Origin of the sequence: Pseudomonas sputi, assembly GCF_021603585.1 — a bacterium.
Lineage (GTDB): Bacteria > Pseudomonadota > Gammaproteobacteria > Pseudomonadales > Pseudomonadaceae > Aquipseudomonas > Aquipseudomonas sputi.
The window spans coordinates 172,028-197,466 of sequence record NZ_BQHI01000007.1 but is presented as its reverse complement, the minus strand read 5'-3'; the positions used below and the strand labels follow the sequence as shown (position 1 = coordinate 197,466).

The 25,439-nt window shown below is 57.8% G+C and carries 24 protein-coding genes; 19 read left to right on the top strand and 5 right to left on the bottom strand.

What is annotated here, in order from left to right; all coding sequences use genetic code 11:
* Positions 1–116: 116 nt before the first annotated feature.
* On the bottom strand, positions 117–1,658 hold the full coding sequence (locus L6D81_RS12885) for a sensor histidine kinase (RefSeq protein WP_236179927.1): 1,542 nt from the start codon (positions 1,656–1,658) through the stop codon (positions 117–119).
* 166 nt (positions 1,659–1,824) lie between these two features.
* On the opposite strand from L6D81_RS12885, the gene L6D81_RS12880 reads away from it, so the two are divergent.
* Positions 1,825–2,541 (top strand): response regulator transcription factor, encoded by a 717-nt coding sequence (locus L6D81_RS12880; RefSeq protein ID WP_236179925.1) that lies wholly within the window; start codon positions 1,825–1,827, stop codon positions 2,539–2,541.
* Between the two features lie 62 nt (positions 2,542–2,603).
* On the opposite strand, the gene gyrB is transcribed toward L6D81_RS12880, so the two are convergent.
* From gyrB to dnaA, 4 genes are read right to left on the bottom strand one after another with little or no spacing between them, the layout of a single operon-like run.
* Positions 2,604–5,021: a DNA topoisomerase (ATP-hydrolyzing) subunit B gene (gene gyrB / locus L6D81_RS12875; RefSeq protein WP_011331734.1), complete on the bottom strand. Its 2,418-nt coding sequence runs from the start codon at positions 5,019–5,021 to the stop codon at positions 2,604–2,606.
* 5 nt (positions 5,022–5,026) lie between these two features.
* Positions 5,027–6,130: a DNA replication/repair protein RecF gene (gene recF, locus L6D81_RS12870; RefSeq protein WP_236179923.1), complete on the bottom strand. Its 1,104-nt coding sequence runs from the start codon at positions 6,128–6,130 to the stop codon at positions 5,027–5,029.
* A 14-nt stretch (positions 6,131–6,144) separates the two neighbouring features.
* Positions 6,145–7,248, bottom strand: a complete 1,104-nt coding sequence (gene dnaN, locus L6D81_RS12865; RefSeq protein WP_011331733.1) for a DNA polymerase III subunit beta — start codon at positions 7,246–7,248, stop codon at positions 6,145–6,147.
* Positions 7,249–7,287: 39 nt separating this feature from the next.
* Entirely contained in the window at positions 7,288–8,811 is a 1,524-nt protein-coding gene (gene dnaA, locus L6D81_RS12860; protein ID WP_236179921.1) for a chromosomal replication initiator protein DnaA, read from the bottom strand.
* 567 nt (positions 8,812–9,378) lie between these two features.
* On the opposite strand from dnaA, the gene rpmH reads away from it, so the two are divergent.
* The 18 genes from rpmH (at position 9,379) to L6D81_RS12770 (ending at position 25,358) form a co-directional block, all read left to right on the top strand.
* Positions 9,379–9,513, top strand: a complete 135-nt coding sequence (gene rpmH / locus L6D81_RS12855) for a 50S ribosomal protein L34 (RefSeq protein ID WP_003213577.1) — start codon at positions 9,379–9,381, stop codon at positions 9,511–9,513.
* A gap of 16 nt (positions 9,514–9,529) precedes the next feature.
* Positions 9,530–9,931, top strand: a complete 402-nt coding sequence (gene rnpA / locus L6D81_RS12850; RefSeq protein WP_236180104.1) for a ribonuclease P protein component — start codon at positions 9,530–9,532, stop codon at positions 9,929–9,931.
* Entirely contained in the window at positions 9,924–10,169 is a 246-nt protein-coding gene (gene yidD, locus L6D81_RS12845; RefSeq protein WP_010465488.1) for a membrane protein insertion efficiency factor YidD, read from the top strand. The genes rnpA and yidD overlap by 8 nt, the downstream gene beginning before the upstream one ends.
* A gap of 2 nt (positions 10,170–10,171) precedes the next feature.
* Complete coding sequence (gene yidC / locus L6D81_RS12840) at positions 10,172–11,854, top strand: membrane protein insertase YidC (RefSeq protein ID WP_236179920.1); 1,683 nt, start codon at positions 10,172–10,174, stop codon at positions 11,852–11,854.
* Positions 11,855–11,935: 81 nt separating this feature from the next.
* Positions 11,936–13,306, top strand: coding sequence for a tRNA uridine-5-carboxymethylaminomethyl(34) synthesis GTPase MnmE (gene mnmE / locus L6D81_RS12835; RefSeq protein WP_236179919.1), 1,371 nt, complete (start codon positions 11,936–11,938; stop codon positions 13,304–13,306).
* 551 nt (positions 13,307–13,857) lie between these two features.
* Positions 13,858–15,756, top strand: a complete 1,899-nt coding sequence (gene mnmG, locus L6D81_RS12830) for a tRNA uridine-5-carboxymethylaminomethyl(34) synthesis enzyme MnmG (protein ID WP_236179917.1) — start codon at positions 13,858–13,860, stop codon at positions 15,754–15,756.
* Positions 15,753–16,397, top strand: coding sequence for a 16S rRNA (guanine(527)-N(7))-methyltransferase RsmG (gene rsmG / locus L6D81_RS12825; RefSeq protein WP_122604676.1), 645 nt, complete (start codon positions 15,753–15,755; stop codon positions 16,395–16,397). Before mnmG ends, rsmG begins: the two co-directional genes overlap by 4 nt.
* A gap of 18 nt (positions 16,398–16,415) precedes the next feature.
* Positions 16,416–17,213, top strand: coding sequence for a ParA family protein (locus L6D81_RS12820; RefSeq protein ID WP_007954142.1), 798 nt, complete (start codon positions 16,416–16,418; stop codon positions 17,211–17,213).
* A gap of 9 nt (positions 17,214–17,222) precedes the next feature.
* On the top strand, positions 17,223–18,095 hold the full coding sequence (locus L6D81_RS12815) for a ParB/RepB/Spo0J family partition protein (protein ID WP_011336720.1): 873 nt from the start codon (positions 17,223–17,225) through the stop codon (positions 18,093–18,095).
* Positions 18,096–18,243: 148 nt separating this feature from the next.
* A complete protein-coding gene (locus tag L6D81_RS12810; protein WP_201819687.1) occupies positions 18,244–18,651 on the top strand; it encodes a F0F1 ATP synthase subunit I in 408 nt (135 codons plus the stop codon).
* Positions 18,652–18,667: 16 nt separating this feature from the next.
* Entirely contained in the window at positions 18,668–19,537 is an 870-nt protein-coding gene (gene atpB, locus L6D81_RS12805; RefSeq protein WP_007954148.1) for a F0F1 ATP synthase subunit A, read from the top strand.
* A 134-nt stretch (positions 19,538–19,671) separates the two neighbouring features.
* On the top strand, positions 19,672–19,929 hold the full coding sequence (gene atpE / locus L6D81_RS12800; protein ID WP_003097235.1) for a F0F1 ATP synthase subunit C: 258 nt from the start codon (positions 19,672–19,674) through the stop codon (positions 19,927–19,929).
* A gap of 57 nt (positions 19,930–19,986) precedes the next feature.
* Positions 19,987–20,457 (top strand): F0F1 ATP synthase subunit B, encoded by a 471-nt coding sequence (locus L6D81_RS12795; RefSeq protein WP_011336718.1) that lies wholly within the window; start codon positions 19,987–19,989, stop codon positions 20,455–20,457.
* A 12-nt stretch (positions 20,458–20,469) separates the two neighbouring features.
* The gene (locus tag L6D81_RS12790) at positions 20,470–21,006 is read left to right on the top strand and encodes a F0F1 ATP synthase subunit delta (protein ID WP_011336717.1); all 537 of its coding nucleotides are present in this window, start codon (positions 20,470–20,472) and stop codon (positions 21,004–21,006) included.
* A 21-nt stretch (positions 21,007–21,027) separates the two neighbouring features.
* Positions 21,028–22,572 (top strand): F0F1 ATP synthase subunit alpha, encoded by a 1,545-nt coding sequence (atpA, locus tag L6D81_RS12785; protein WP_230734420.1) that lies wholly within the window; start codon positions 21,028–21,030, stop codon positions 22,570–22,572.
* Between the two features lie 50 nt (positions 22,573–22,622).
* Positions 22,623–23,483: a F0F1 ATP synthase subunit gamma gene (gene atpG / locus L6D81_RS12780; protein WP_007954161.1), complete on the top strand. Its 861-nt coding sequence runs from the start codon at positions 22,623–22,625 to the stop codon at positions 23,481–23,483.
* Between the two features lie 27 nt (positions 23,484–23,510).
* Entirely contained in the window at positions 23,511–24,887 is a 1,377-nt protein-coding gene (atpD, locus tag L6D81_RS12775; RefSeq protein ID WP_007954162.1) for a F0F1 ATP synthase subunit beta, read from the top strand.
* A gap of 45 nt (positions 24,888–24,932) precedes the next feature.
* Positions 24,933–25,358, top strand: a complete 426-nt coding sequence (locus L6D81_RS12770; protein ID WP_007954164.1) for a F0F1 ATP synthase subunit epsilon — start codon at positions 24,933–24,935, stop codon at positions 25,356–25,358.
* The last annotated feature ends 81 nt before the right edge of the window (positions 25,359–25,439 follow it).

The following is a 25,439-nucleotide window of genomic DNA, read 5'->3' as shown; positions in this document are numbered from 1 at the left end:
CATTTTTTCAATTAACTTACTGATTTACTTATATATTTCAGAAGCTGATAAAACACCCAGAAAGGTGCATAAGTTTTTTTCGGAAGTAAGGAAACCGGCTGATATAGCCGGTTTTTTTATACCTGCTCTTCGGCAATCAGCGGCAGTTGCAGACGAAAAGTCGTGCCTTGATCGACCACGCTCAGGCATTCGATTTGACCGCCATGGTGATCCACGACGGCTTTGACCATCGACAACCCCAGCCCCACGCCATCGATACCCTGCGCAGAGGAAAAACGTCGGTACTGACTGAACAGGTCAGGCAGTTCCTCTGCAGCGATTCCTTTGCCTTGATCGGACAATTCACAACGCAGCCAGTCGTCGTGACAACTGACACGCAGATCGACTGTGGATCCGGCAGGGCTGTACTTGATCGCATTTTCCAGCAGGTTGAACAGTGCGCGGGTCAACAATCCCTGATCGGCGAGGATCAGACGCTCCTGTGATTGTTCGTCCATGTCGCTCACGAGCTCGATGCGTTTTTGCTGAGCGATGGGCAACGCCTGATCCAGAACGTCCATGACCAGCATCCCGAACAGGCTTGGTTGAAACTGATACGTCTCGGATTCGGCGCGCGCCAGCAGAACGAAGCCGTCGGTGAGTTCCAGGGCCCGGCGTACCTGGCGCTCAATCTGTTCGAACAGCGGCGAATCCATTCCCGCCTGGTGCCGGTGCACATCGAGCAGGGCGAGAATCGCCGAATGAGGGGCACGCAGGTCATGGGACAGAAAACGCAGCAAGACACCGCGCTGTTCCTCGGCGGCGCGTTCGGCGCTGAGGTCCGTCAGGCTCAGCAACCAACCGATTGGCGTATCGCCATCCACTGGCAACAACGCGGCGCGCTCCAGGCGCAGGCTACGTTCCTTGTGGTCACGAAACTCCAGCAGTGGCAGCTCGGATAGCGGCGGGCGCAACTCTGTGGATAACTCCGGGTAGCCCAGGCTCGCCAGTTGATCGAGCACATCCTCGCCCACCAGATTGTGATCGAACAGGCTCCGGGCCTTGCGATTGCCCAACAAGACTTGTCCCCGTGGATCGCTGATCAGAGTCGCGACCGGCAGATACTCAAGACCATCAGCGATGAAGCGGCGGGTATCACGGGTGCGGCTCATGGCTTGCTCAAGCGCCATGATTTGCCCCTGCAAACGGTCGGCGCTGGGAAACTGCGCCCGACGTCGTTCGGGGAAGACTTTCGGTTCACTGTCCAGCCGCGCCAGCTCCCAGCCGAAGTAAGTCAACACCACACTCAGGCGTCGCCAGTTCCAGATCAGATAACCGAACAGCATGCCCAGCACCGCCGGTGTCGGCGACCACCAACGCCTCATCTCCGCCAGACCCGCACTGGTCAGCAGCACGCCGGCCATCCCGCCCAATGTCAGCCAGAGCGCCAGGCGCGGGCGCCACAGCAGCAACCCAAGTACACACGCGACCAGGGCAACCGAGAGCCCCGCGCCCATCAAGGGTGCCGGGTCATGCAAATTGATCTGCGCACGCCAGGAAAGCAGTGCAGTCAGCGGCAACAGCACTAAACTTATCCACACCCACTCGCGCACCAGTTGCCGGAACAAGCGTTGAACCTGGCTGGGTACGCGGCTTTCGTGTCGGCGGTGGTTATTCATGAGAAACAGGGCAGGGCGGGTTGAATGGTTTCATAGGCAACCGGTCTGAGGACGTAGACCCGAAGAATCATAGCGGCTCACCCCACGGCGTGCCGCTTACTTTCACTGCATGGAGTGAGCCGATCCGGTCGGCACCCATTGCCCGAGCGACAAGGAACCACCGCGTATGCGCGTTGCGATACTGGACGATGAACCCGCCGAATTGCGCCGGGTCGAGCAGACCCTGCAACAAATGGCCGAGGCCGGAGGACAGCCGTGGTCACTGCACAGTTTCGAAAGCGGTGAAGACTTGCTGCGACAGCTGCGCCGGGAAACCTTCGATCTGCTGATCCTCGACTGGCAATTGCCCGACCTGACCGGCCTGGCCCTGTTGCGCTGGACCCGCGAACACTTGGAAGCCCCGCCGGCGGCGATCATGCTGACCAGCCGCGATGGCGAGAGCGATATCGTCCAGGCGTTGAACGCGGGAGCCGACGATTACGTCAGCAAGCCGTTTCGGCCCAATGAACTGAAGGCCCGCGTTGCGGCAGTATTGCGTCGGCACAGCCCGCAACGTAGCGCCCCGGCCGACGCCCTGCGTTTCAACGATCTGGTGTTCGACGACGCCGAACTGACCGTCACCCGCGACGGTAAACCAATCGTCATGACCGAGCGCGAGTATCGTCTCGCCCATTGCCTGTTCAGCAACCTCGGCCGACCGCTGTCACGGGATTACCTGTACGAACGATTCTGGCCCCACGAGGAGATGTCCACATCGCGACCGCTGGACACCCATATCTATCGCCTGCGCAACAAGCTTGGACTGACGGCGGATCGGGGTTGGCAGTTGCTGACGATTTACGGGTATGGGTATCGGTTGGAGTGTGTGGCGGCGGGGGAGTGAATCGCAGGCAATAAAAAAGGCCAACGCTTGTGCGTTGGCCTTTTTATTGGCGCTGACCGGGATCAGAAGTCCAGGTTGGACACCGCCAGAGCATTGCTCTCGATGAAGTCACGGCGAGGTTCGACCGCATCACCCATCAGGGTGTTGAAGATCTGGTCTGCGCCAATGGCGTCTTCGATGGTGACTTTCAGCATGCGGCGCACGCTTGGGTCCATGGTGGTTTCCCACAGCTGATCCGGGTTCATTTCGCCCAGACCTTTGTATCGCTGGATGGTGTGGCGCTTGGTGCTTTCGGCCATCAGCCAGTCCAGGGCTTCCTTGAACTCGGTGACCGCTTTCTTGCGCTCGCCACGCTGGATGTACGCGCCTTCGTCGAGCAGGGTGCTCAATTGAGCGCCGAGAGTGACGACAGTCTTGTAGTCGTTGCTGCCGAAGAAGTCGCGGTTGAAGGTGACGTAGTTCGACAGGCCGTGGGAGATCAGCTCGACCTCTGGCAGCCACACGCCACGTTCGCGGTCTTCACGCAGGCTGGCCTTGTAGACCAGACCCGACTTCTCGACAGTGCGCAGACGGACTTCGTACTGGGCCAGCCAGTCTTGCATCTTGGCGTGGTCGCCGAGCATTTCCAGGCTGACGGCCGGCAGGTAGATGAAATGCTCGGTCAGTTCCTGCGGATACAGACGCGACAGACGCTTGAGGGTCTTCATCACCATACGGAAGTCATTCACCAGACGCTCCAGCGCTTCGCCGGAAATGCCCGGGGCGTCTTCGTTCAGGTGCAGGCTCGCATCTTCCAGGGCCGACTGCGTCATGTACTCTTCCATGGCGTCGTCGTCTTTGATGTATTGCTCTTGCTTGCCTTTCTTGACCTTGTACAGCGGCGGCTGGGCGATGTAGATGTAGCCGCGCTCGATCAGCTCCGGCAACTGACGGAAGAAGAAGGTCAGCAGCAGGGTACGGATGTGCGAACCGTCGACGTCAGCATCGGTCATGATGATGATGTTGTGATAGCGCAGCTTGTCGATGTTGTACTCTTCGCGCCCGATGCCGCAGCCCAGCGCGGTGATCAGGGTGCCCACTTCCTGGGACGAGATCATCTTGTCGAAACGGGCTTTCTCGACGTTGAGGATCTTGCCCTTCAGCGGCAGGATAGCCTGGGTCTTGCGGTTACGTCCCTGCTTGGCAGAGCCGCCCGCGGAGTCACCTTCCACGAGGTACAGTTCAGACAGTGCCGGGTCTTTTTCCTGGCAGTCAGCGAGCTTGCCCGGCAGGCCGGCGATGTCCAGCGCGCCTTTGCGGCGGGTCATCTCACGGGCCTTGCGCGCCGCTTCACGGGCACGGGCAGCGTCGATCATCTTGCCGACGACCAGTTTGGCTTCGTTCGGGTTTTCCAGCAGGAAGTCGGAGAAGTACTTGCCCATTTCCTGTTCGACCGCGGTCTTCACTTCGGAAGACACCAGCTTGTCTTTGGTCTGGGAGCTGAACTTCGGATCCGGCACCTTCACCGAGATGATCGCGGTCAGGCCTTCACGGGCATCGTCACCGGTGGTGGCGACTTTGTGTTTCTTCGCCAGACCTTCTTGCTCGATGTAGTTGTTCAGGTTACGCGTCAGTGCAGAACGGAAGCCCACCAGGTGGGTGCCGCCGTCGCGCTGCGGAATGTTGTTGGTGAAGCACAACAGGTTCTCGTTGAAGCTGTCGTTCCACTGCAGGGCAATTTCCACGCCGATGCCGTCTTCACGCTGGATGTTGAAGTGGAACACCTGGTTGACCGCAGTCTTGTTGGTGTTCAGGTATTCAACGAACGCACGCAGACCGCCTTCGTACTTGAACAGTTCTTCCTTGCCGCTGCGCTCGTCCTTGAGGACGATACCGACACCGGAGTTGAGGAAGGACAGTTCACGAATGCGCTTGGCCAGGATGTCCCAGCTGAAGTGAATGTTCTTGAAGGTTTCGCTGGAAGCCTTGAAGTGAATCTGGGTGCCGGTGGTTTCGCTGTCGCCAACGATCGCCATCGGTGCCTGAGGTACACCGTGGACGTAGGTCTGTTCCCAGATCTTGCCGCTGCGGCGAACGGTCAGGACCAGCTCTTCGGACAGCGCGTTCACTACCGAAACACCTACACCGTGCAGACCGCCGGATACCTTGTAGGAGTTGTCGTCGAACTTACCGCCGGCGTGGAGGACGGTCATGATGACCTCGGCGGCGGAAACGCCTTCCTCTTTGTGCACGTCTACCGGGATGCCACGGCCGTTGTCTTTAACGGTGATGGACTCATCCGGGTGGATGATGATGCTGATGTCGTCGCAGTGGCCGGCGAGGGCTTCGTCGATCGAGTTGTCGACCACCTCGAACACCATGTGGTGCAGACCGCTGCCATCATCGGTGTCACCAATGTACATACCGGGACGTTTGCGCACGGCATCCAGGCCTTTCAGCACTTTAATGCTCGATGAGTCGTACGTATTTTCTTCGCTCAATGCCTTCACTCCCGATGGTCGTGGGTCTGGGTGATACGGCCCTGTTCCACGTGGAACAGAGCGACTGGCGTTTCCGTCTGCCAGCCTTCCCTCAATAATTCGTGATCTACACAGGTAATAAAAACCTGGCAGCGTAAGTCTTCCAGCAAGCGGCACAGCGCGCGACGGTGGCTCTCGTCCAGCTCGGACGGCAAGTCATCCACCAGATAAATACACTGGCCGCGTCGGGCCTGGCTCACCAGATGCCCTTGGGCAATCCGCAAGGCGCAGACCACCAACTTCTGCTGACCCCGGGACAAGATGTCCGCGGCGTTGTGTGCGCCCAATCTAAGACGCAAGTCAGCCCTTTGTGGCCCGGCCTGGGTATGCCCCATCTGCTGGTCCCGTTGCACGGATCCGGCGAGTACAGCACTCAATTCCCGGTCCTTGTCCCAGCCTCGGTAATAGCTGAGCGTCAAACCCTCGAGCTCAACCAGTTCGCTCAAGGTTTGTTCAAAGACTGGTTTCAAGGCTTTGATGTAAGCACGGCGGTATTCATCGATTTCAGCGCTGGCCTGACACAGTTCCCTGTCCCAAACCGCTTGCGAAACGGCGTCAAGTGTACCATGCCGCAGCCAGGAGTTTCTCTGGCGCAAGGCCTTCTGCAAACGCTGCCAGGTGGCCATGAACCGCGGCTCGACGTGGAACACGCCCCAGTCGAGGAACTGCCGGCGAATCTTCGGCGCGCCCTCCAGCAATCGGAAGCTGTCGGGGTTGATCAACTGCAGCGGCAGGATCTCCGCCAGTTGCGCGGCGCTGCGAGCGTTCTGACCGTCAATGCGTATCTGGAACTCGCCCTGACGGTTGCGAGAGATGCCCAATGCACTGTGCCCCCCCTCAGCGAGTTCGACCTGACCGAATACGGTGCAGGCAAGCTGCTCATACTGGATGACCGGCAACAACCGCGTGCTACGAAACGAACGGGCAAGCCCCAGCAGGTGAATGGCTTCCAGAACACTGGTTTTGCCGCTGCCGTTGGCGCCGTAAAGAATGTTGATTCGGGGGGAGGGGGAGAAGGTCACCGGGTGCAGATTGCGCACCGCGGTGACCGAGACGCGACTTAGCGACATCCAGAGTCAGCTGATTACAGACGCATCGGCATGACAACGTAAGCCGAATCGTCGTTGTCGGACTCTTGCACCAGCGCGCTGCTGTTGGAGTCGGACAGGATCAGACGAACCTGCTCGGTGGTCATCACGCCCAGCACGTCGAGCAGATAGCTGACGTTGAAGCCGATTTCAAGGGAGCCGCCGTTGTATTCCACGCCTACTTCTTCTTCCGCCTCTTCCTGCTCCGGGTTGTTGGCCTGGATCTTCAACTGACCGCTGGCCAGTTGCAGACGGATGCCGCGGTACTTCTCGTTGGACAGAATCGCGGTACGGCTGAACGCTTCACGCAGCGCCTGACGATCGCCCAGTACCAGTTTGTCCCCGCCCTTCGGCAGAACGCGCTCGTAGTCCGGGAACTTGCCGTCGACCAGTTTCGAGGTGAAGGTAAATTCGCCCGTGGTCGCGCGGATGTGATGCTGACCCAGGACGATGCTGACGTTACCGTCCGGCTCGGTGAGCAGACGCGCCAGTTCGAGAATACCTTTGCGCGGCACGATCACCTGGTGGCGATCCTGCTGACCGATGTCGGCCTGCATCGAGCACATGGCCAGACGGTGACCGTCAGTGGCCACGGCGCGGATCACACCGGTCGAGACTTCCAGCAACATGCCATTGAGGTAGTAACGCACGTCCTGTTGAGCCATGGCGAAACTGGTTCGCTCGATCAGGCGACGCAGCTTGCTCTGTTCCAGGCTAGTGGTCAGCGAACCCGGGCCTTCTTCCACCGTCGGGAAGTCGTTGGCCGGCAGGGTCGACAGAGTGAACCGGCTACGGCCGGCTTTCACCACCAGCTTCTGCTCGTCGACCTTGATGTCGATCAGCGCATCGTTCGGCAGGCTCTTGCAGATGTCCATCAGCTTGCGCGCCGGCACGGTGATGGAACCCGTTTCAGCCGGCTCCTCAAGTTGCACGCGCCCGACCAGCTCGACTTCCAGGTCGGTACCGGTCAGCGACAGTTGCTGGCCATCGACAACCAGCAGCACGTTGGACAGTACCGGCAAGGTCTGTCGGCGCTCGACGACGCCTGCGACCAGTTGCAGGGGTTTCAACAGGGCTTCGCGTTGAATGGTGAAATGCATGGTCTAGTCCCTTGCCTTAATAAGCTGCGCTGGTGTTCATCAAGTGGTCAGTGTACGCAGCAGGTTCTTGTAGTCCTCGCGGATGTCCGCGTCGGATTCCTTAAGTTCGTTGATCTTGCGGCAGGCGTGCAACACGGTCGTGTGGTCGCGACCGCCAAACACATCGCCGATTTCCGGCAGGCTGTGGTTGGTCAGTTCCTTGGACAATGCCATGGCCACCTGACGCGGACGAGCGACCGAACGCGAGCGGCGTTTGGACAGCAGGTCGGAGATCTTGATCTTGTAGTACTCGGCGACGGTGCGCTGAATGTTATCCACAGAGACCAGTTTGTCCTGCAGCGCCAACAGGTCTTTCAGGGATTCGCGAATCAACTCGATGGTGATATCGCGGCCCATGAAGTGCGAGTGGGCGATCACGCGTTTCAGCGCGCCTTCCAGCTCACGGACGTTGGAGCGAATGCGCTGGGCAATGAAGAACGCCGCATCGTGTGGCAACTCGACTTTGGCCTGGTCGGCCTTCTTCATCAAGATGGCGACGCGGGTTTCCAGCTCCGGCGGCTCGACGGCAACTGTCAGGCCCCAGCCGAAGCGGGATTTGAGGCGCTCTTCAAGGCCTTCGATTTCCTTCGGGTAGCGGTCACTGGTGAGAATGACCTGCTGGCCACCTTCAAGCAGGGCGTTGAAGGTGTGGAAAAACTCTTCCTGGGAACGCTCCTTGCGGGCGAAGAACTGAATGTCGTCGATCAGCAGCGCGTCCACCGAACGGTAGAAACGCTTGAACTCGTTGATCGCGTTCAGTTGCAGCGCCTTGACCATGTCGGCCACGAAACGCTCGGAATGCAGGTAAACGACCTTGGCATTCGGGTTCTTCTTCAATAGGTGGTTACCCACCGCGTGCATCAAGTGCGTCTTACCCAGACCTACGCCCCCATAAAGGAAGAGCGGGTTGTAGCCATGCTTCGGGTTGTCTGCCACCTGCCAGGCCGCCGCACGGGCGAGCTGGTTGGATTTACCTTCGACGAAGTTCTCAAAGGTGAAGGTGCGATTCAGGTAGCTCGTGTGTTTGAGCGCGCCTTCGACCTGAACGGTGCGCTGTTCGGCACGAACCGGGGCCTGTTGCGAAGCAGCACCGGCCATCGGATCGAAGCTGTCACGGGACGGCTCTTCACTGACTTCTTCGGTTTTCTGCGTCGAGCGCTTGGTTGGTGCAGGTGTCGGAGCCGGTGCCGGCGCGCTGGCCGTCGCGGCATTGGCCTGAGCCTGGGACACTTGTGCAGCAGCCAACGGTGCATTAGGAGCCGCACGCGGCGCCGAACTGCGTTTGCTGCCTATTAATAAGGAAAGCGACGGCGCCAGGCCGTTGCCATGCTCATCCAGCAGTTCAAGGACGCGCCCCAGGTACTTTTCGTTGACCCAGTCCAGAACAAAACGGTTCGGTGCGTAGACGCGCAACTCGTCGCCTTCGGCTTCGACCTGTAGTGGACGGATCCAGGTGTTGAATTGTTGGGCAGGCAGCTCTTCGCGCAAAAGCTCCACGCACTGCTGCCAAAGTTCCACTGACACGGATATCCCCTAAGTTGAAAGCCGGTGAGGCAAAAACAAGCGGCCATTGTAGCGGCCAGTCGTCCACTTATCCACATGCAGGTTGCCCGGTGGACATGATTTATCAATGCGTTAAACGAGAAAAAGGCGACCGACGGTGTGTGCATAAGCTCTGTGGATAACCCTATCTGAGCACACTGGACAACTGGGGGCGAAAGTCGGTGGATAACCAGCCTGTGGATAACAACCCGTTTCACGCACAGGTTATCCGACCGTGCAGCACAGGTTGAACACGGTTTTCCACTGTAGTTGTCATTCTCTGTACATGACGGAATACAAGGCTTTGAATCACTTATCCACAGACGACCCCGTTCCTAGCTTTTACAAGCTTTACAGAAAAGCTTTAAATAATTCCCTTCTTTATTTTTATCTTTGGCAAACAGGTCATAGGGTCCTCGCAGCTCCGAAGATCTATTTATAAGGAAACGTTGGTTGGAAATTGACCTGAAGGCTTGCTTTCTCTAGAATCCCCGGTCTCTTAAAACGGGGGCCATTCCGGCCCGTTGTGGACGAACCAGGTAACACGACATGAAACGTACTTTCCAACCAAGCACTATCAAACGCGCTCGTACCCACGGTTTCCGTGCTCGCATGGCTACCAAGAACGGTCGTGCCGTCCTGTCGCGTCGTCGCGCCAAAGGTCGTGCGCGTCTGGCAGTTTGATAATCCGGCACTGGAGGTGAGTCAGGACTTCAGTCGGGAAAAGCGTCTGCTTACACCCCGGCATTTCAAGGCAGTCTTTGACTCCCCTACCGGCAAGGTTCCGGGGAAAAATCTCCTGCTCCTTGCGCGCAACAACGATCTCGATCACCCCCGTCTCGGGCTGGTTATCGGGAAAAAGAGCGTCAAGCTCTCCGTCGAGCGCAATCGCCTCAAACGTCTTATGCGCGAATCGTTTCGGCTGCACCAGGATTCACTGGTCGGTTGGGACATCGTTATCGTCGCGCGCAAAGGTTTGGGTGACGTAGATAACCCCGAATTGATTCAGCATTTCGGCAAACTCTGGAAACGTCTGGCACGCAACAAGCCGGTACCAGCAGTCAAAACCGAAACTGTAGGGGTAGACAGTCCAGATGCGTAAACTGGCACTCGTTCCGATCCAGTTTTATCGCTACGCCATTAGTCCCCTGATGGCCAGTCACTGTCGTTTCTACCCCAGTTGTTCTTGCTACGCGTATGAAGCCATCGAAAATCATGGCCTTCTGCGCGGTGGCTGGCTGACCTTTCGTCGTTTAGGTCGCTGTCATCCGTGGAATCCCGGTGGTTATGACCCGGTTCCACCTATCCCTACCTCCCGTTCTTCTTCGATGGCCGAGTAATCATGGATATCAAACGCACGATCCTGATCGTCGCCCTGGCAATCGTGTCCTACGTCATGGTCCTTAAATGGAACCAGGACTATGGCCAGGCTGCCCTGCCGACTCAGAATGTTGCTTCCAGTACGACTACATCCGGTTTGCCGGACACCGCCACTGGCAATAATGCTGCTGCCAGTGACGATATTCCGCGCGCCGCAAGCGATACCAGCGCACCTGCCGAAACGCCGGTCGCCGTCAGCAAGGATCTGATCCAGATCAAGACCGACGTGCTCGATCTCGCGATCGATCCACAAGGTGGTGATGTTGCCCAACTGACCTTGCCGCTGTATCCACGCCGTCAGGATCGTCCGGACGTTCCATTCCAGCTATTCGACAACGGTGGCGAACGTACCTATCTGGCACAGAGCGGCCTGATTGGCACCAACGGCCCGGATGCAAACCCGGCCGGTCGTCCGATCTACTCCTCGGAGAAGAAGACTTATCAACTGGCTGACGGCCAGGATCAACTGGTCGTCGACCTGAAGTTCAGCAAGGACGGCGTCAATTACATCAAGCGTTTCACTCTGAAACGTGGCCTGTATGACGTGACCGTGACCTATCTGATCGATAACCAGAGCGCTCAGCCTTGGTCCGGTTCGATGTTTGTCCAGCTGAAACGCGACGCCAGCGCCGATCCTTCGTCCACAACTGCTACCGGTACCGCGACTTACCTGGGTGCCGCCCTGTGGACAAGTTCCGAGCCGTACAAGAAAGTGTCCATGAAAGACATGGACAAGGCTCAGCTTAAGGAAACCGTGACCGGTGGTTGGGTAGCCTGGCTGCAACACTACTTCGTGACGGCATGGGTTGCTCCGAAGGGCGAAAACAACATCGTCCAGACCCGTAAAGACAGCAAAGACAACTACATCATCGGTTACACCGGTCCGTCGCTGACCGCTGCACCGGGTGCGAAAGTCGAAACCAGTGCTGTTCTGTACGCCGGTCCGAAAAGCCAGGCGGTGCTGAAAGAGTTGTCCCCAGGTCTGGAACTGACCGTCGACTACGGCATTCTGTGGTTCATTGCCCAGCCAATCTTCTGGCTGTTGCAACATATCCACAGCATCGTCGGCAACTGGGGCTGGTCGATCATCTTCCTGACCATGCTGATCAAAGGGATTTTCTTCCCTCTGTCGGCCGCCAGCTACAAGTCGATGGCCCGCATGCGCGCCGTGGCTCCGAAACTGGCTGCACTGAAAGAGCAACATGGCGATGACCGGCAGAAAATGTCGCAAGCCATGATGGAGCTGTACAAGAAAGAGAAGATCAATCCACTGGGTGGCTGCTTGCCGATCCTGGTGCAGATGCCGGTTTTCCTTTCCCTGTACTGGGTTCTGCTGGAAAGCGTGGAAATGCGTCAGGCGCCATTCATGCTGTGGATTACCGACCTGTCGATCAAGGATCCGTTCTTCATCCTGCCGATCATCATGGGCGCAACCATGTTCATCCAGCAGCGTCTGAACCCTACACCTCCGGATCCGATGCAGGCCAAGGTGATGAAAATGATGCCGATCATCTTCACCTTCTTCTTCCTGTGGTTCCCGGCTGGTCTGGTGCTGTACTGGGTTGTGAACAACTGCCTGTCGATTGCCCAACAGTGGTACATCACGCGTAAGATCGAAGCGGCGACGAAAAAAGCCGAGGCGTAACTTACTCTGTGGATAACACCACTCAAAACGCCCCCTAGTGGGGCGTTTTGCTATCTGCCATTTTTGTCTGGATACCGGTTTATGAGCGCTCCTCGTGAAACCATCGCTGCCGTCGCTACCGCCCAGGGCCGTGGCGGCGTTGGCATCGTTCGAATTTCCGGGCCGCTGGCCAGCGTTGCGGCCAAAGCCATCAGCGGCCGCGAGCTGAAACCGCGGTTTGCCCACTACGGCCCGTTCTTCAGTGACGATCAACAGGTGCTGGATGAAGGTCTGGCGCTGTATTTCCCCGGGCCGAACTCGTTCACCGGCGAAGACGTACTGGAACTGCAGGGCCACGGCGGCCCGATCGTTCTCGATATGTTGCTCAAACGTTGCCTGGAACTGGGCTGTCGTCTGGCACGCCCTGGAGAATTCAGCGAACGCGCCTTTCTCAATGACAAACTCGACCTGGCCCAGGCCGAGGCGATCGCCGACTTGATCGAAGCCAGTTCTGCACAGGCCGCGCGCAATGCCCTGCGTTCATTGCAGGGTGCATTTTCCCAACGTGTGCATAACCTTACCGAACAGCTGATTGGCCTGCGGATCTATGTCGAAGCAGCTATCGACTTCCCGGAAGAAGAAATCGACTTCCTCGCCGATGGCCACGTCCTGAGCATGCTCGACAAGGTTCGTAACGAGTTATCCACCGTATTGCGCGAAGCCGGGCAGGGCGCGTTGCTGCGTGACGGCATGACCGTGGTGATTGCCGGTCGTCCGAATGCCGGAAAATCCAGCCTGCTGAACGCACTGGCCGGTCGTGAAGCCGCGATCGTGACCGAAATAGCCGGCACCACTCGGGACATCCTGCGCGAACATATCCACATCGATGGCATGCCGCTGCATGTTGTGGACACCGCCGGTCTGCGTGATACCGATGATCATGTGGAAAAGATCGGCGTTGAACGAGCGTTGAAAGCCATTGGCGAAGCTGACCGAGTGCTGCTGGTCGTCGATGCCACTGCGCCAGAGGCCGCCGATCCGTTCGCCCTGTGGCCGGAATTCCTTGAAACCCGGCCAGATCCGGCGAAGGTCACGCTGATCCGTAACAAGGCCGATCTTTCCGGTGAGCCCATTGCCTTGGAAGTCAGTGACGATGGCCATGTGACCATCAGCCTGAGCGCCAAGTCTGCCGGTGAAGGTCTGGACCTGCTACGTGATCACCTCAAAGCCTGCATGGGCTATGAACAAACATCGGAAAGCAGCTTCAGCGCACGCCGCCGGCACCTGGAAGCCCTGCGTCATGCCAGTGATGCCCTGGAACATGGACGTGCTCAGCTGACATTGGCGGGAGCGGGTGAATTACTGGCCGAAGACCTGCGCCAGGCCCAGCAGTGCCTTGGGGAAATCACCGGCGCCTTCAGCTCCGATGATTTGCTGGGACGAATTTTTTCCAGCTTCTGCATCGGTAAGTAGTCCTTCCGTTGTCCACAGGCAGGTCCGTTCGCGACCTGTCTGTCCTCTTTCCTCGTATTTCCTTCCTCCATTGCCGGACAGATTTCTGTTCCTGAGCGGATTTTCCGTGTCCGCGATTCCTTCATTCATCCGATTTCTGTGGATTAAGCCCTGTGAATAACTGTCGCTAAGGGCAGTTGATAACAGGGCCTGAAAACTGGACATAACTGCCTCTGTGGATAACAGCCCCTTTCATCCACAGGCTTACACCGGTTATCCAAGGGCCTCATGCCGACATGGCCACAGGGTTTTGAATCGCTGTACATATTGAAAACAAAGGCTTGTATGGATCTATCCACAGAAATCTAGGGCAGTAAGAATAAGCTTTAAAACAAAGGTTTTATAAATTTCTCTCTTTTTTATTCTTTTAACCGCGAGTTCTCCACAGCTGGTTAAATTTTGTGCAAAGGGTTCTTTAGAAAGGGCGAAGTCCCTATACTTGCCGACCAGGTCCAGAAACCTGATCTCAAACTATTCCTGAATGACCTACTTAAGCAGGCACGAGGTGCGTGGTGGATTTCCCTTCCCGTTTTGAAGTGATCGTCATCGGCGGCGGTCATGCCGGTACCGAGGCAGCACTGGCCTCAGCACGCATGGGTGCAAAAACCCTTCTGCTGACGCACAACGTGGAAACCCTCGGTGCCATGAGTTGCAACCCGGCCATCGGTGGCATTGGCAAAAGCCATCTGGTCAAGGAAATCGACGCCCTCGGTGGTGCGATGGCCATGGCTACCGATAAGGGCGGCATCCAGTTTCGCGTGCTGAACAGCCGTAAAGGCCCGGCCGTACGAGCGACTCGTGCGCAAGCCGACCGGATTCTGTACAAGGCCGCTGTGCGCGAAATCCTGGAAAACCAGCCGAACCTGTGGATATTTCAACAAGCCGCAGACGACCTGATCGTCGAGCAGGAACAGGTACGCGGTGTTGTCACGCAAATGGGCCTGCGCTTCTTCGCGGATTCCGTAGTGTTGACCACCGGTACGTTCCTCGGCGGACTTATCCACATCGGGTTGCAGAATTTTTCCGGCGGTCGTGCCGGCGATCCGCCGTCGATCGCCCTGGCGCACCGTCTGCGTGAACTGCCGTTGCGTGTCGGTCGCCTGAAAACCGGTACGCCGCCACGTATCGACGGCAAGTCTGTGGATTTCTCGGTGATGACCGAACAACCAGGTGATACGCCGATCCCGGTGATGTCGTTCATGGGCAACAAAGAACAGCATCCACGGCAAGTCAGTTGCTGGATCACCCACACCAACGCCCGTACCCACGAAATCATCGCTGCGAACCTCGACCGCTCGCCGATGTATTCCGCTGCAGGCGAAATCGAGGGCGTCGGTCCACGTTATTGCCCGTCGATCGAAGACAAGATCCATCGCTTTGCCGACAAGCAAAGCCATCAGGTGTTCATCGAGCCGGAAGGCCTGACCACCCATGAGCTGTATCCGAACGGGATATCCACAAGCCTGCCGTTCGACGTGCAATTGCAGATCGTGCAATCGATCCGCGGCATGGAAAACGCACACATCGTGCGTCCGGGTTATGCGATTGAGTACGACTACTTCGATCCGCGCGACCTGAAATACAGCCTGGAAACCAAAGTCATTGGCGGTCTGTTCTTCGCTGGCCAGATCAACGGCACCACCGGTTACGAAGAAGCCGGTGCCCAGGGTTTGCTTGCCGGTGCCAACGCTGCACTGCGTGCGAAAGGCAAAGAAGCCTGGTGCCCGCGTCGCGATGAGGCGTACATCGGGGTATTGGTCGACGACCTGATCACCCTGGGTACCCAAGAGCCGTACCGCATGTTCACTTCCCGTGCCGAGTACCGCCTGATCCTGCGTGAGGACAACGCTGATCTGCGTCTGACCGAAAAAGGTCGCGAACTGGGTCTGGTCGATGACGCGCGCTGGGCGGCGTTCTGCAAGAAACGCGAAAGCATCGAGCTCGAAGAGCAACGCCTGAAAAGCACCTGGGTTCGCCCGGGCACTGCTCAGGGCGATGCGATCGCGGAAAAATTCGGCACGCCACTGACTCACGAATACAACTTGCTCAATCTCTTGAGCCGTCCGGAAATCGACTACGCTGGTCTGGTCGAAGTGACCGGGCAGGGCGCAGAAGATCCACAGGTCGCCGAACAGGTCGAAATCAAGACCAAATACGCCGGTTACATCGACCGCCAACAGGACGAAATTGCCCGTCTGCGGGCCAGTGAAGACACGAAACTGCCTGTGGATATCGATTACGCCAACATTTCCGGTCTCTCCAAGGAGATCCAGAGCAAGCTGGGCGCCACGCGTCCCGAGACGCTGGGCCAGGCTTCGCGGATCCCGGGCGTTACCCCGGCAGCGATTTCGCTGTTGATGATTCACTTGAAAAAACGCGGCGCGGGCCGTCAGTTGGAGCAAAGCGCTTGAGTTCTAAGGTCACTTCGCAACACGCCGAAGAGTTATCCACAGGAGCCCGCGCGCTCGGTGTCAATCTCACTGAAACCCAGCACGAATTACTGCTGGGTTATCTGGCCCTGTTGATCAAATGGAACCAGGCCTACAACCTGACTGCCGTTCGCGATCCGGACGAAATGGTTTCCCGCCACTTGCTCGATAGCCTCAGCGTGATGTCGTTCATCGAAAACGGTCGCTGGCTGGACGTCGGCAGCGGCGGCGGCATGCCGGGGATCCCTCTGGCAATCCTGTATCCGGACTCGCAGGTGACCTGCCTGGACAGCAACGGCAAGAAAACCCGCTTCCTGACCCAGGTCAAACTCGAACTCAAACTGGATAACCTGCAAGTTATCCACAGTCGCGTCGAAGCCTTCCAGCCTGCACAGCCGTTCAACGGGATCATTTCCCGGGCGTTCAGCAGCATGGAGAACTTCACCAACTGGACTCGCCACCTCGGCGACGCCGATACGCGCTGGCTGGCAATGAAGGGCGTCCATCCGGCGGATGAGCTGGTAGCATTGCCGGCAGACTTCAAACTCGATAGCGAACACGCCCTGGCCGTACCCGGTTGCCAAGGCCAACGCCATCTGCTGATACTGCGCCGCACGGCATGATTGGGAACACAAGCAAGAATGGCTAAGGTATTCGCGATAGCGAACCAGAAGGGTGGTGTGGGCAAGACCACCACCTGTATCAACCTCGCAGCATCCCTGGTCGCGACCAAGCGCCGGGTGCTGTTGATCGATCTCGATCCACAGGGCAACGCCACCATGGGTAGCGGTGTGGATAAGCATGGCCTGGAAAACTCGGTCTACGACCTGCTGATCGGTGAATGCGATCTGGCCCAGGCCATGCACTACTCCGAACACGGCGGTTATCAACTGCTGCCGGCCAACCGCGATCTTACGGCGGCCGAAGTGGTGCTGCTGGAAATGCAGATGAAAGAAAGCCGTCTGCGCAGCGCGCTGGCGCCGATCCGTGAAAACTACGATTACATCCTGATCGACTGCCCGCCGTCGCTGTCGATGCTCACACTGAACGCCCTGGTCGCTGCTGACGGGGTGATTATCCCCATGCAGTGCGAGTACTTTGCGCTTGAAGGTCTGAGCGACCTTGTGGATAACATCAAGCGCATCGCCGAACTGTTGAACCCGAACCTGAAAGTCGAAGGCTTGCTGCGGACCATGTACGACCCGCGCCTGAGCCTGATGAACGACGTTTCGGCCCAGCTCAAGGAACACTTTGGCGATCAGCTGTACGACACGGTGATCCCACGCAACATCCGACTGGCCGAAGCGCCAAGCTATGGCATGCCGGCGCTGGCTTACGACAAGCAATCGCGTGGCGCGCTGGCCTATCTGGCCCTGGCGGGCGAGATGGTTCGCCGTCAGCGCAAAAATTCACGCATCGCCGCTGCCCAGCCAACTTAAGGAATCCCCATGGCCGTCAAGAAACGAGGTCTCGGACGAGGACTGGATGCGCTATTGAGCGGTCCGACTGTCAGTTCGCTGGAAGAACAAGCGGCGCAGGCTGACAGCCGCGAGTTGCAGCACTTGCCGCTGGATCTGCTCCAGCGCGGCAAGTATCAGCCACGCCGGGACATGGATCCGCAGGCGCTGGAAGAGCTGGCGCAGTCGATCAAGGCCCAGGGGGTGATGCAGCCGATCGTGGTTCGCCCGATTGGCGGTGGTCGTTTTGAAATCATTGCCGGCGAACGTCGCTGGCGCGCAAGCCAGCAGGCCGGGCAGGAAACCATCCCGGCGATGGTGCGTGATGTGCCGGATGAAACGGCAATCGCCATTGCGCTGATCGAGAACATCCAGCGCGAAGACCTGAACCCGATCGAAGAAGCGGTAGCCCTGCAGCGCTTGCAGCAGGAATTCCAGCTGACACAACAACAGGTTGCCGAGGCTGTGGGTAAGTCCCGCGTCACCGTGGCCAACCTGTTGCGCCTGATTGCGCTGCCGGAAGTCATCAAGACCATGCTGTCCCACGGCGACCTGGAAATGGGCCATGCCCGTGCATTGCTCGGTCTGCCGGACAATCAGCAGGTGGAAGGGGCGCGACATGTTGTCGCACGCGGTCTCACCGTGCGCCAAACTGAGGCACTGGTTCGCCAATGGTTGAGTGGCAAACCGGAGCCGGTAGAGCCTGCCAAGCCTGACCCGGATATCGCCCGCCTCGAACAGCGTCTGGCCGAGCGCCTGGGCTCTGCGGTGCAGATCCGCCACGGGAAGAAGGGTAAGGGTCAACTGGTGATCGGTTACAACTCCCTCGATGAGCTTCAAGGTGTGCTCGCACACATTCGCTGAAACAATTCCTCTTGTAGCGCGCAGTCGGAAATCACTACCTGACAGTTGAATAGGGGCAGAACCGCCCCTATACTCTGCGCGCATTTTGTCGGCACAAATTATGCCAAGTTATTGAATTTCGGCAGCCGACCATTGGAGAGCAATAGTGATGGAAACCCGCAAGCCAAACCGCCTGCCGTTCCATCGCCTGGCGGTTTTTCCGGTGTTGATGGCTCAATTTGTCATTTTGCTCATTGGCGCTTTGGCGCTCTGGCAATGGCACGGAGTCGTTGCCGGATACTCGGGACTTTGCGGAGGCCTGATAGCCTTGCTGCCCAATGTTTATTTCGCTCACAAGGCATTTCGGTTTTCCGGCGCCCGAGCAGCCCAGTCCATCGTCCGGTCTTTCTATGCCGGCGAGGCAGGCAAACTGATTTTGACGGCAGTGCTGTTTGCACTGGTGTTTGCAGGTGTGAAGCCACTGGCGCCGATCGCTGTATTCGGCGCCTTCGTGCTGACTCAGTCGGTCAGCTGGTTCGCTCCCCTGCTGATGAGAACAAGACTTTCGAGACCTTAGGGCGTTTGAGGCAACCATGGCAGAAACAACCGCTTCGGGCTATATCCAGCACCACTTGCAGAACCTGACCTTCGGTCAGCTACCCAACGGCGGCTGGGGCTTTGCCCACACCGCAGCAGAAGCCAAGGAAATGGGCTTCTGGGCTTTCCACGTCGATACTCTCGGCTGGTCGGTCGCGCTGGGTCTGATCTTCGTTCTTCTTTTCCGCATGGCGGCCAAGAAGGCGACTTCCGGTCAGCCGGGTGCACTGCAGAACTTCGTTGAAGTCCTGGTCGAATTCGTCGATGGCAGCGTGAAAGACAGCTTCCATGGCCGTAGCCCGGTGATCGCACCGCTGGCACTGACCATCTTCGTCTGGGTGTTCCTGATGAACGCCGTCGACCTGGTACCGGTCGACTGGATTCCTCAGCTGGCCATCCTGATCTCCGGCGACCACCACATCCCGTTCCGCGCGGTGTCGACTACCGACCCGAACGCGACCCTGGGCATGGCGTTCTCGGTTTTCGCACTGATTATTTTCTATAGCATCAAGGTCAAGGGCCTCGGCGGCTTCATCGGCGAGCTGACCCTGCACCCGTTCGGCAGCAAGAACATCTTCGTTCAGGCCCTGCTGATCCCGGTGAACTTCCTGCTGGAATTCGTGACCCTGATTGCCAAACCGATCTCTCTGGCTCTGCGTCTGTTCGGCAACATGTATGCCGGCGAGCTGGTGTTCATCCTGATCGCTGTGATGTTCGGCAGCGGCCTGCTCTGGCTCAGCGGCCTGGGTGTTGTCCTGCAGTGGGCGTGGGCTGTGTTCCACATCCTGATCATCACCCTGCAGGCGTTCATCTTCATGATGCTGACCATCGTCTACCTGTCGATGGCGCACGAAGAAAACCATTAAGACCAGTCTCGACTAGTCTGATGTCCTTCCCGGTCAAACGGGAAGGGGCTCCTCACGGGGCACCATGAAACGATTTGTTTTACCGCTTTAATCTAAAAAACCTAAACCATACGACGTAAAAGTCGGGAGGAAAGATGGAAACTGTAGTTGGTCTAACCGCTATCGCTGTTGCACTGTTGATCGGCCTGGGCGCACTGGGTACCGCAATTGGTTTCGGCCTGCTGGGCGGCAAGTTCCTGGAAGGCGCAGCGCGTCAGCCAGAAATGGTTCCAATGCTGCAAGTTAAAATGTTCATCGTTGCCGGTCTGCTCGACGCCGTAACCATGATCGGTGTTGGTATCGCTCTGTTCTTCACCTTTGCGAACCCGTTCGTTGGTCAGATCGCTGGCTAATCATTCGTACCTTCGAATGATTTGGTGTGATGGACAACGTAACTGCGAGGTGTTGGCGTGAACATTAATGCGACCCTGATTGGCCAGTCCGTTGCGTTCCTGATTTTTGTACTGTTCTGCATGAAGTTCGTATGGCCTCCGGTCATCGCGGCTCTGCACGAACGTCAAAAGAAGATCGCTGATGGTCTGGACGCTGCCAGCCGAGCAGCTCGCGACCTGGAGTTGGCCCAAGAGAAAGCGGGTCAGCAACTGCGCGAAGCGAAAGCTCAGGCAGCTGAAATCATCGAGCAAGCCAAGAAACGCGGTAACCAGATTGTCGAAGAGGCCGTTGAAAAGGCCCGCATCGACGCTGACCGTGTGAAGGTTCAGGCTCAAGCCGAGATCGAACAGGAACTGAACAGTGTCAAAGACAAGCTGCGCGCCCAAGTGGGCTTGCTGGCTGTCGGCGGCGCCGAGAAGATCCTGGGTGCCACAATCGATCAAAACGCGCACGCAGAGCTGGTTAACCAACTGGCTGCTGAAATCTAAGCGAGGGCGATCATGGCAGAACTGACCACGTTGGCCCGACCTTACGCTAAGGCGGCCTTCGAGCACGCTCAGGCCCACCAGCAACTGGCCAATTGGTCAGCCATGCTCGGCCTGGCAGCAGCGGTGTCGCAAGACGACACCATGCAGCGCGTGCTCAAGGCCCCGCGACTGACGAGCGCAGAAAAGGCCGCCACGTTCATTGACGTGTGCGGCGACAAGTTTGATGCCAAGGCACAGAACTTCATCAATGTCGTTGCCGAAAACGACCGTCTCCCGCTTCTGCCGGAGATCGCCGCTCTGTTCGACCTGTACAAGGCCGAGCAAGAGAAATCGGTAGACGTTGAAGTGACCAGTGCTTTTGCATTGAACCAAGAACAGCAAGACAAACTCGCCAAGGTTCTCAGTGCACGACTCAACCGGGAAGTGCGCCTGCAAGTCGAGGAAGACAGCTCCCTTATCGGGGGGGTGGTCATCCGCGCCGGCGACCTGGTTATCGATGGCTCGATTCGCGGCAAAATCGCGAAACTTGCCGAAGCATTGAAATCTTGAGTTTGAAGGGGCAGCAGAGCAATGCAGCAACTCAATCCTTCCGAAATAAGTGAAATTATCAAGGGCCGCATCGAAAAGCTCGATGTGACCTCTCAAGCCCGTAACGAAGGCACTGTCGTCAGCGTATCTGACGGTATCGTGCGGATTCACGGTCTGGCCGACGTCATGTACGGCGAGATGATCGAGTTTCCGGGCGGCGTCTACGGTATGGCCCTCAACCTGGAGCAAGACTCCGTAGGTGCCGTTGTACTGGGCGCGTACACCAGTCTGGCTGAAGGCATGAGCGCCAAGTGCACCGGCCGCATCCTCGAAGTTCCGGTTGGTAAGGAACTGCTGGGTCGCGTTGTCGACGCACTGGGTAACCCTGTTGACGGCAAAGGTCCACTGGGCAACACCGAGACCGACGCGGTCGAGAAAGTTGCTCCGGGCGTGATCTGGCGTAAGTCGGTAGACCAGCCTGTACAGACTGGCTACAAGGCTGTCGATGCCATGATCCCTGTCGGCCGTGGCCAGCGTGAGCTGATCATCGGTGACCGTCAGATCGGTAAAACCGCTCTGGCGATCGACGCGATCATCAACCAGAAAGACAGCGGCATTTTCTGCGTCTACGTGGCCATCGGTCAGAAGCAATCGACCATCGCCAACGTGGTTCGCAAGCTGGAAGAAAACGGTGCACTGGCTAACACCATCATCGTTGCAGCGAGCGCCTCGGAATCTGCAGCACTGCAATTCCTGGCTCCGTACTCCGGTTGCACCATGGGTGAATTCTTCCGCGACCGCGGTGAAGACGCGCTGATCGTTTATGACGATCTGTCCAAGCAAGCAGTGGCTTACCGCCAGATTTCCCTGCTGCTGCGCCGTCCACCAGGCCGTGAAGCTTATCCAGGCGACGTGTTCTATCTCCACTCCCGTCTGCTGGAGCGCGCATCCCGCGTTTCGGAAGAGTACGTAGAGAAGTTCACCAACGGCGCAGTGACCGGCAAAACCGGTTCCCTGACCGCACTGCCGATCATCGAAACCCAGGCGGGCGACGTTTCCGCGTTCGTTCCGACCAACGTGATCTCCATCACCGACGGTCAGATCTTCCTGGAATCGGCCATGTTCAACTCGGGCATCCGCCCTGCAGTGAACGCCGGTGTTTCGGTATCCCGTGTGGGTGGTGCCGCTCAGACCAAGATCATCAAGAAGCTGTCCGGTGGTATCCGTACCGCTCTGGCTCAGTACCGTGAACTGGCGGCATTCGCCCAGTTCGCTTCTGACCTGGACGAAGCGACCCGCAAGCAACTTGAGCATGGTCAGCGCGTTACCGAGCTGATGAAGCAGAAGCAATACGCGCCAATGTCGATCGCCGACATGTCGCTGTCGCTGTATGCCGCTGAGCGTGGGTTCCTGACCGACATCGAAATCACCAAGATCGGCAGCTTCGAACAAGCGCTGATTGCTTTCTTCAACCGCGATCACGCCGATTTGATGGCCAAGATCAACGTTAAAGGTGACTTCAATGACGAAATCGACGCTGGCCTGAAGGCTGGTATCGAGAAGTTCAAGGCCACCCAAACCTGGTAAGCCGCAGCGGGAGCCGCAAGGCTCCCGCTTGCTAACCTGATAGGTGTTACATGGCAGGCGCAAAAGAGATTCGCAGTAAGATTGCGAGCATCAAAAGCACGCAAAAAATTACCAGCGCCATGGAAAAAGTGGCGGTCAGCAAAATGCGCAAGGCACAAATGCGCATGGCTGCTAGCCGTCCTTATGCGGAGCGTATCCGCCAGGTAATTGGGCATCTGGCCAACGCCAACCCGGAATACCGCCACCCGTTCATGATCGATCGCGAAGTAAAGCGCGTCGGTTATGTCGTCGTGAGCAGTGACCGTGGTCTGTGCGGCGGCTTGAACACCAACCTGTTCAAGGCCCTGGTCAAGGACATGGCGGTAAACCGCGAAAACGGCGTCGAGATCGATCTGTGTGTCGTTGGTAGCAAGGGTGCGGCCTTTTTCCGCAACTTCGGCGGTAACGTCGTTGCAGCTATCAGCCACCTGGGTGAAGAGCCGTCGATCAATGATCTGATCGGCAGCGTCAAGGTGATGCTGGATGCCTATCTGGACGGCCGGATTGACCGCCTGTCCGTGGTATCCAACAAGTTCATCAACACCATGACGCAACAGCCTACCGTGGAGCAGTTGATTCCACTGGTGGCGACCCCGGATCAAGAACTCAAGCACCACTGGGACTACCTCTACGAACCAGACGCCAAAGAGCTGCTTGACGGCTTGATGGTGCGTTACGTGGAGTCGCAGGTGTACCAGGCGGTGGTCGAGAACAACGCAGCTGAACAGGCTGCGCGGATGATCGCGATGAAGAACGCTACCGACAACGCCGGTGATTTGATCAGCGATTTGCAGCTGATCTACAACAAGGCGCGTCAGGCTGCGATCACCCAAGAGATCTCGGAAATCGTCGGCGGCGCTGCCGCGGTTTAACGGTTCAAATATTCAGAGGATCCAGCTATGAGTAGCGGACGTATCGTTCAAATCATCGGCGCCGTTATCGACGTGGAATTTCCACGCGACAGCGTACCGAGCATCTACGACGCCTTGAAGGTTCAAGGCGCCGAAACCACTCTGGAAGTTCAGCAGCAGCTGGGCGACGGCGTGGTTCGTACCATTGCGATGGGCTCCACCGAAGGCTTGAAGCGCGGTCTGGACGTCAACAACACTGGCGCTGCCATCTCCGTACCGGTCGGTAAAGCGACTCTGGGCCGGATCATGGACGTACTGGGCAACCCGATCGACGAAGCTGGCCCGATCGGCGAAGAAGAGCGTTGGGGTATCCACCGCGCCGCTCCTTCCTTCGCTGAGCAGGCTGGTGGCAACGAGCTGCTGGAAACAGGCATCAAGGTTATCGACCTGGTTTGCCCGTTCGCCAAGGGCGGTAAAGTCGGTCTGTTCGGTGGTGCCGGTGTAGGCAAGACCGTAAACATGATGGAACTGATCCGTAACATCGCGATCGAGCACAGCGGTTATTCCGTGTTCGCCGGTGTGGGTGAGCGTACTCGTGAGGGTAACGACTTCTACCACGAGATGAAGGACTCCAACGTTCTCGACAAGGTAGCCCTGGTCTACGGTCAGATGAACGAGCCACCGGGAAACCGTCTGCGCGTAGCGCTGACCGGTCTGACCATGGCCGAGAAGTTCCGTGACGAAGGTAACGACGTTCTGCTGTTCGTCGACAACATCTATCGTTACACCCTGGCCGGTACCGAAGTATCCGCACTGCTGGGCCGTATGCCTTCGGCAGTAGGTTACCAGCCGACTCTGGCTGAAGAGATGGGCGTGCTGCAAGAGCGCATCACTTCGACCAAGCAAGGTTCGATTACTTCGATCCAGGCCGTATACGTACCAGCGGACGACTTGACTGACCCGTCGCCAGCGACCACGTTTGCTCACCTGGACGCCACCGTCGTTCTGTCCCGTGACATCGCTTCCCTGGGTATCTACCCGGCGGTAGACCCACTGGACTCGACTTCGCGTCAGCTGGACCCGAACGTGATCGGCAACGATCACTACGAGACCGCCCGTGGTGTTCAGTACGTGCTGCAGCGTTACAAAGAGCTGAAGGACATCATCGCGATCCTGGGTATGGACGAGCTGTCGGAAGCCGACAAGCAGTTGGTAAACCGTGCTCGTAAGATCCAGCGCTTCTTGTCGCAGCCGTTCTTCGTGGCTGAAGTCTTCACCGGTGCTTCGGGTAAATACGTTTCCCTGAAAGACACCATTGCTGGCTTCAAAGGCATCCTCAACGGTGACTACGACCACCTGCCAGAACAAGCGTTCTACATGGTCGGCGGCATCGAAGAAGCGATCGAGAAAGCCAAGAAACTGTAATCCAGGCGCCCGGCAACGGGCGCTAATTTAGGTTGAGGCAATCAGATGGCTATGACAGTCCATTGCGACATCGTCAGCGCGGAAGGAGAAATCTTTTCCGGCCTGGTCGAGATGGTGATTGCGCACGGTGCTCTGGGTGATCTTGGTATCGCTCTGGGCCACGCGCCGCTGATCACTAATCTGAAGCCAGGTCCGATCCGCCTGATCAAGCAAGGCGGGGAAGCCGAGGTGTTCTACATCTCCGGTGGTTTCCTCGAGGTTCAGCCGAACATGGTCAAGGTGCTTGCCGATACCGTGCAACGTGCCGCCGACCTGGATGAAGCTCAGGCTCAAGCAGCTCTCAAGGCTGCCGAAGCTGCTCTGCATGAGAAGAGCGCAGATTTCGACTACGGAGCTGCGTCCGCACGTCTGGCCGAGGCTGCAGCTCAGCTGCGCACCGTCCAGCAGATCCGCAAGAAGTTTGGCGGTTGATCCGTCAGTAACTTGTTGTGCGATTGATAAAAAAGGGTAGCCTCGGCTACCCTTTTTTCTTTCCAGAATTCTACAAACCCG

What these genes read in the sequence shown, in the direction of transcription:
- atpE (WP_003097235.1), top strand. Translation starts at nt 19,672, where the DNA reads ATGGAAACTGTAGTTGGTCTAACCGCTATCGCTGTTGCACTGTTGATC.
- yidD (WP_010465488.1), top strand. Translation starts at nt 9,924, where the DNA reads ATGCGTAAACTGGCACTCGTTCCGATCCAGTTTTATCGCTACGCCATT.
- atpD (WP_007954162.1), top strand. Translation starts at nt 23,511, where the DNA reads ATGAGTAGCGGACGTATCGTTCAAATCATCGGCGCCGTTATCGACGTG.
- recF (WP_236179923.1), bottom strand. Translation starts at nt 6,130, where the DNA reads ATGTCGCTAAGTCGCGTCTCGGTCACCGCGGTGCGCAATCTGCACCCG.
- L6D81_RS12770 (WP_007954164.1), top strand. Translation starts at nt 24,933, where the DNA reads ATGGCTATGACAGTCCATTGCGACATCGTCAGCGCGGAAGGAGAAATC.
- atpG (WP_007954161.1), top strand. Translation starts at nt 22,623, where the DNA reads ATGGCAGGCGCAAAAGAGATTCGCAGTAAGATTGCGAGCATCAAAAGC.
- L6D81_RS12880 (WP_236179925.1), top strand. Translation starts at nt 1,825, where the DNA reads ATGCGCGTTGCGATACTGGACGATGAACCCGCCGAATTGCGCCGGGTC.
- L6D81_RS12810 (WP_201819687.1), top strand. Translation starts at nt 18,244, where the DNA reads ATGGAAACCCGCAAGCCAAACCGCCTGCCGTTCCATCGCCTGGCGGTT.
- L6D81_RS12815 (WP_011336720.1), top strand. Translation starts at nt 17,223, where the DNA reads ATGGCCGTCAAGAAACGAGGTCTCGGACGAGGACTGGATGCGCTATTG.
- mnmE (WP_236179919.1), top strand. Translation starts at nt 11,936, where the DNA reads ATGAGCGCTCCTCGTGAAACCATCGCTGCCGTCGCTACCGCCCAGGGC.
- L6D81_RS12790 (WP_011336717.1), top strand. Translation starts at nt 20,470, where the DNA reads ATGGCAGAACTGACCACGTTGGCCCGACCTTACGCTAAGGCGGCCTTC.
- rpmH (WP_003213577.1), top strand. Translation starts at nt 9,379, where the DNA reads ATGAAACGTACTTTCCAACCAAGCACTATCAAACGCGCTCGTACCCAC.
- dnaN (WP_011331733.1), bottom strand. Translation starts at nt 7,248, where the DNA reads ATGCATTTCACCATTCAACGCGAAGCCCTGTTGAAACCCCTGCAACTG.
- atpB (WP_007954148.1), top strand. Translation starts at nt 18,668, where the DNA reads ATGGCAGAAACAACCGCTTCGGGCTATATCCAGCACCACTTGCAGAAC.
- yidC (WP_236179920.1), top strand. Translation starts at nt 10,172, where the DNA reads ATGGATATCAAACGCACGATCCTGATCGTCGCCCTGGCAATCGTGTCC.
- atpA (WP_230734420.1), top strand. Translation starts at nt 21,028, where the DNA reads ATGCAGCAACTCAATCCTTCCGAAATAAGTGAAATTATCAAGGGCCGC.
- L6D81_RS12820 (WP_007954142.1), top strand. Translation starts at nt 16,416, where the DNA reads ATGGCTAAGGTATTCGCGATAGCGAACCAGAAGGGTGGTGTGGGCAAG.
- L6D81_RS12885 (WP_236179927.1), bottom strand. Translation starts at nt 1,658, where the DNA reads ATGAATAACCACCGCCGACACGAAAGCCGCGTACCCAGCCAGGTTCAA.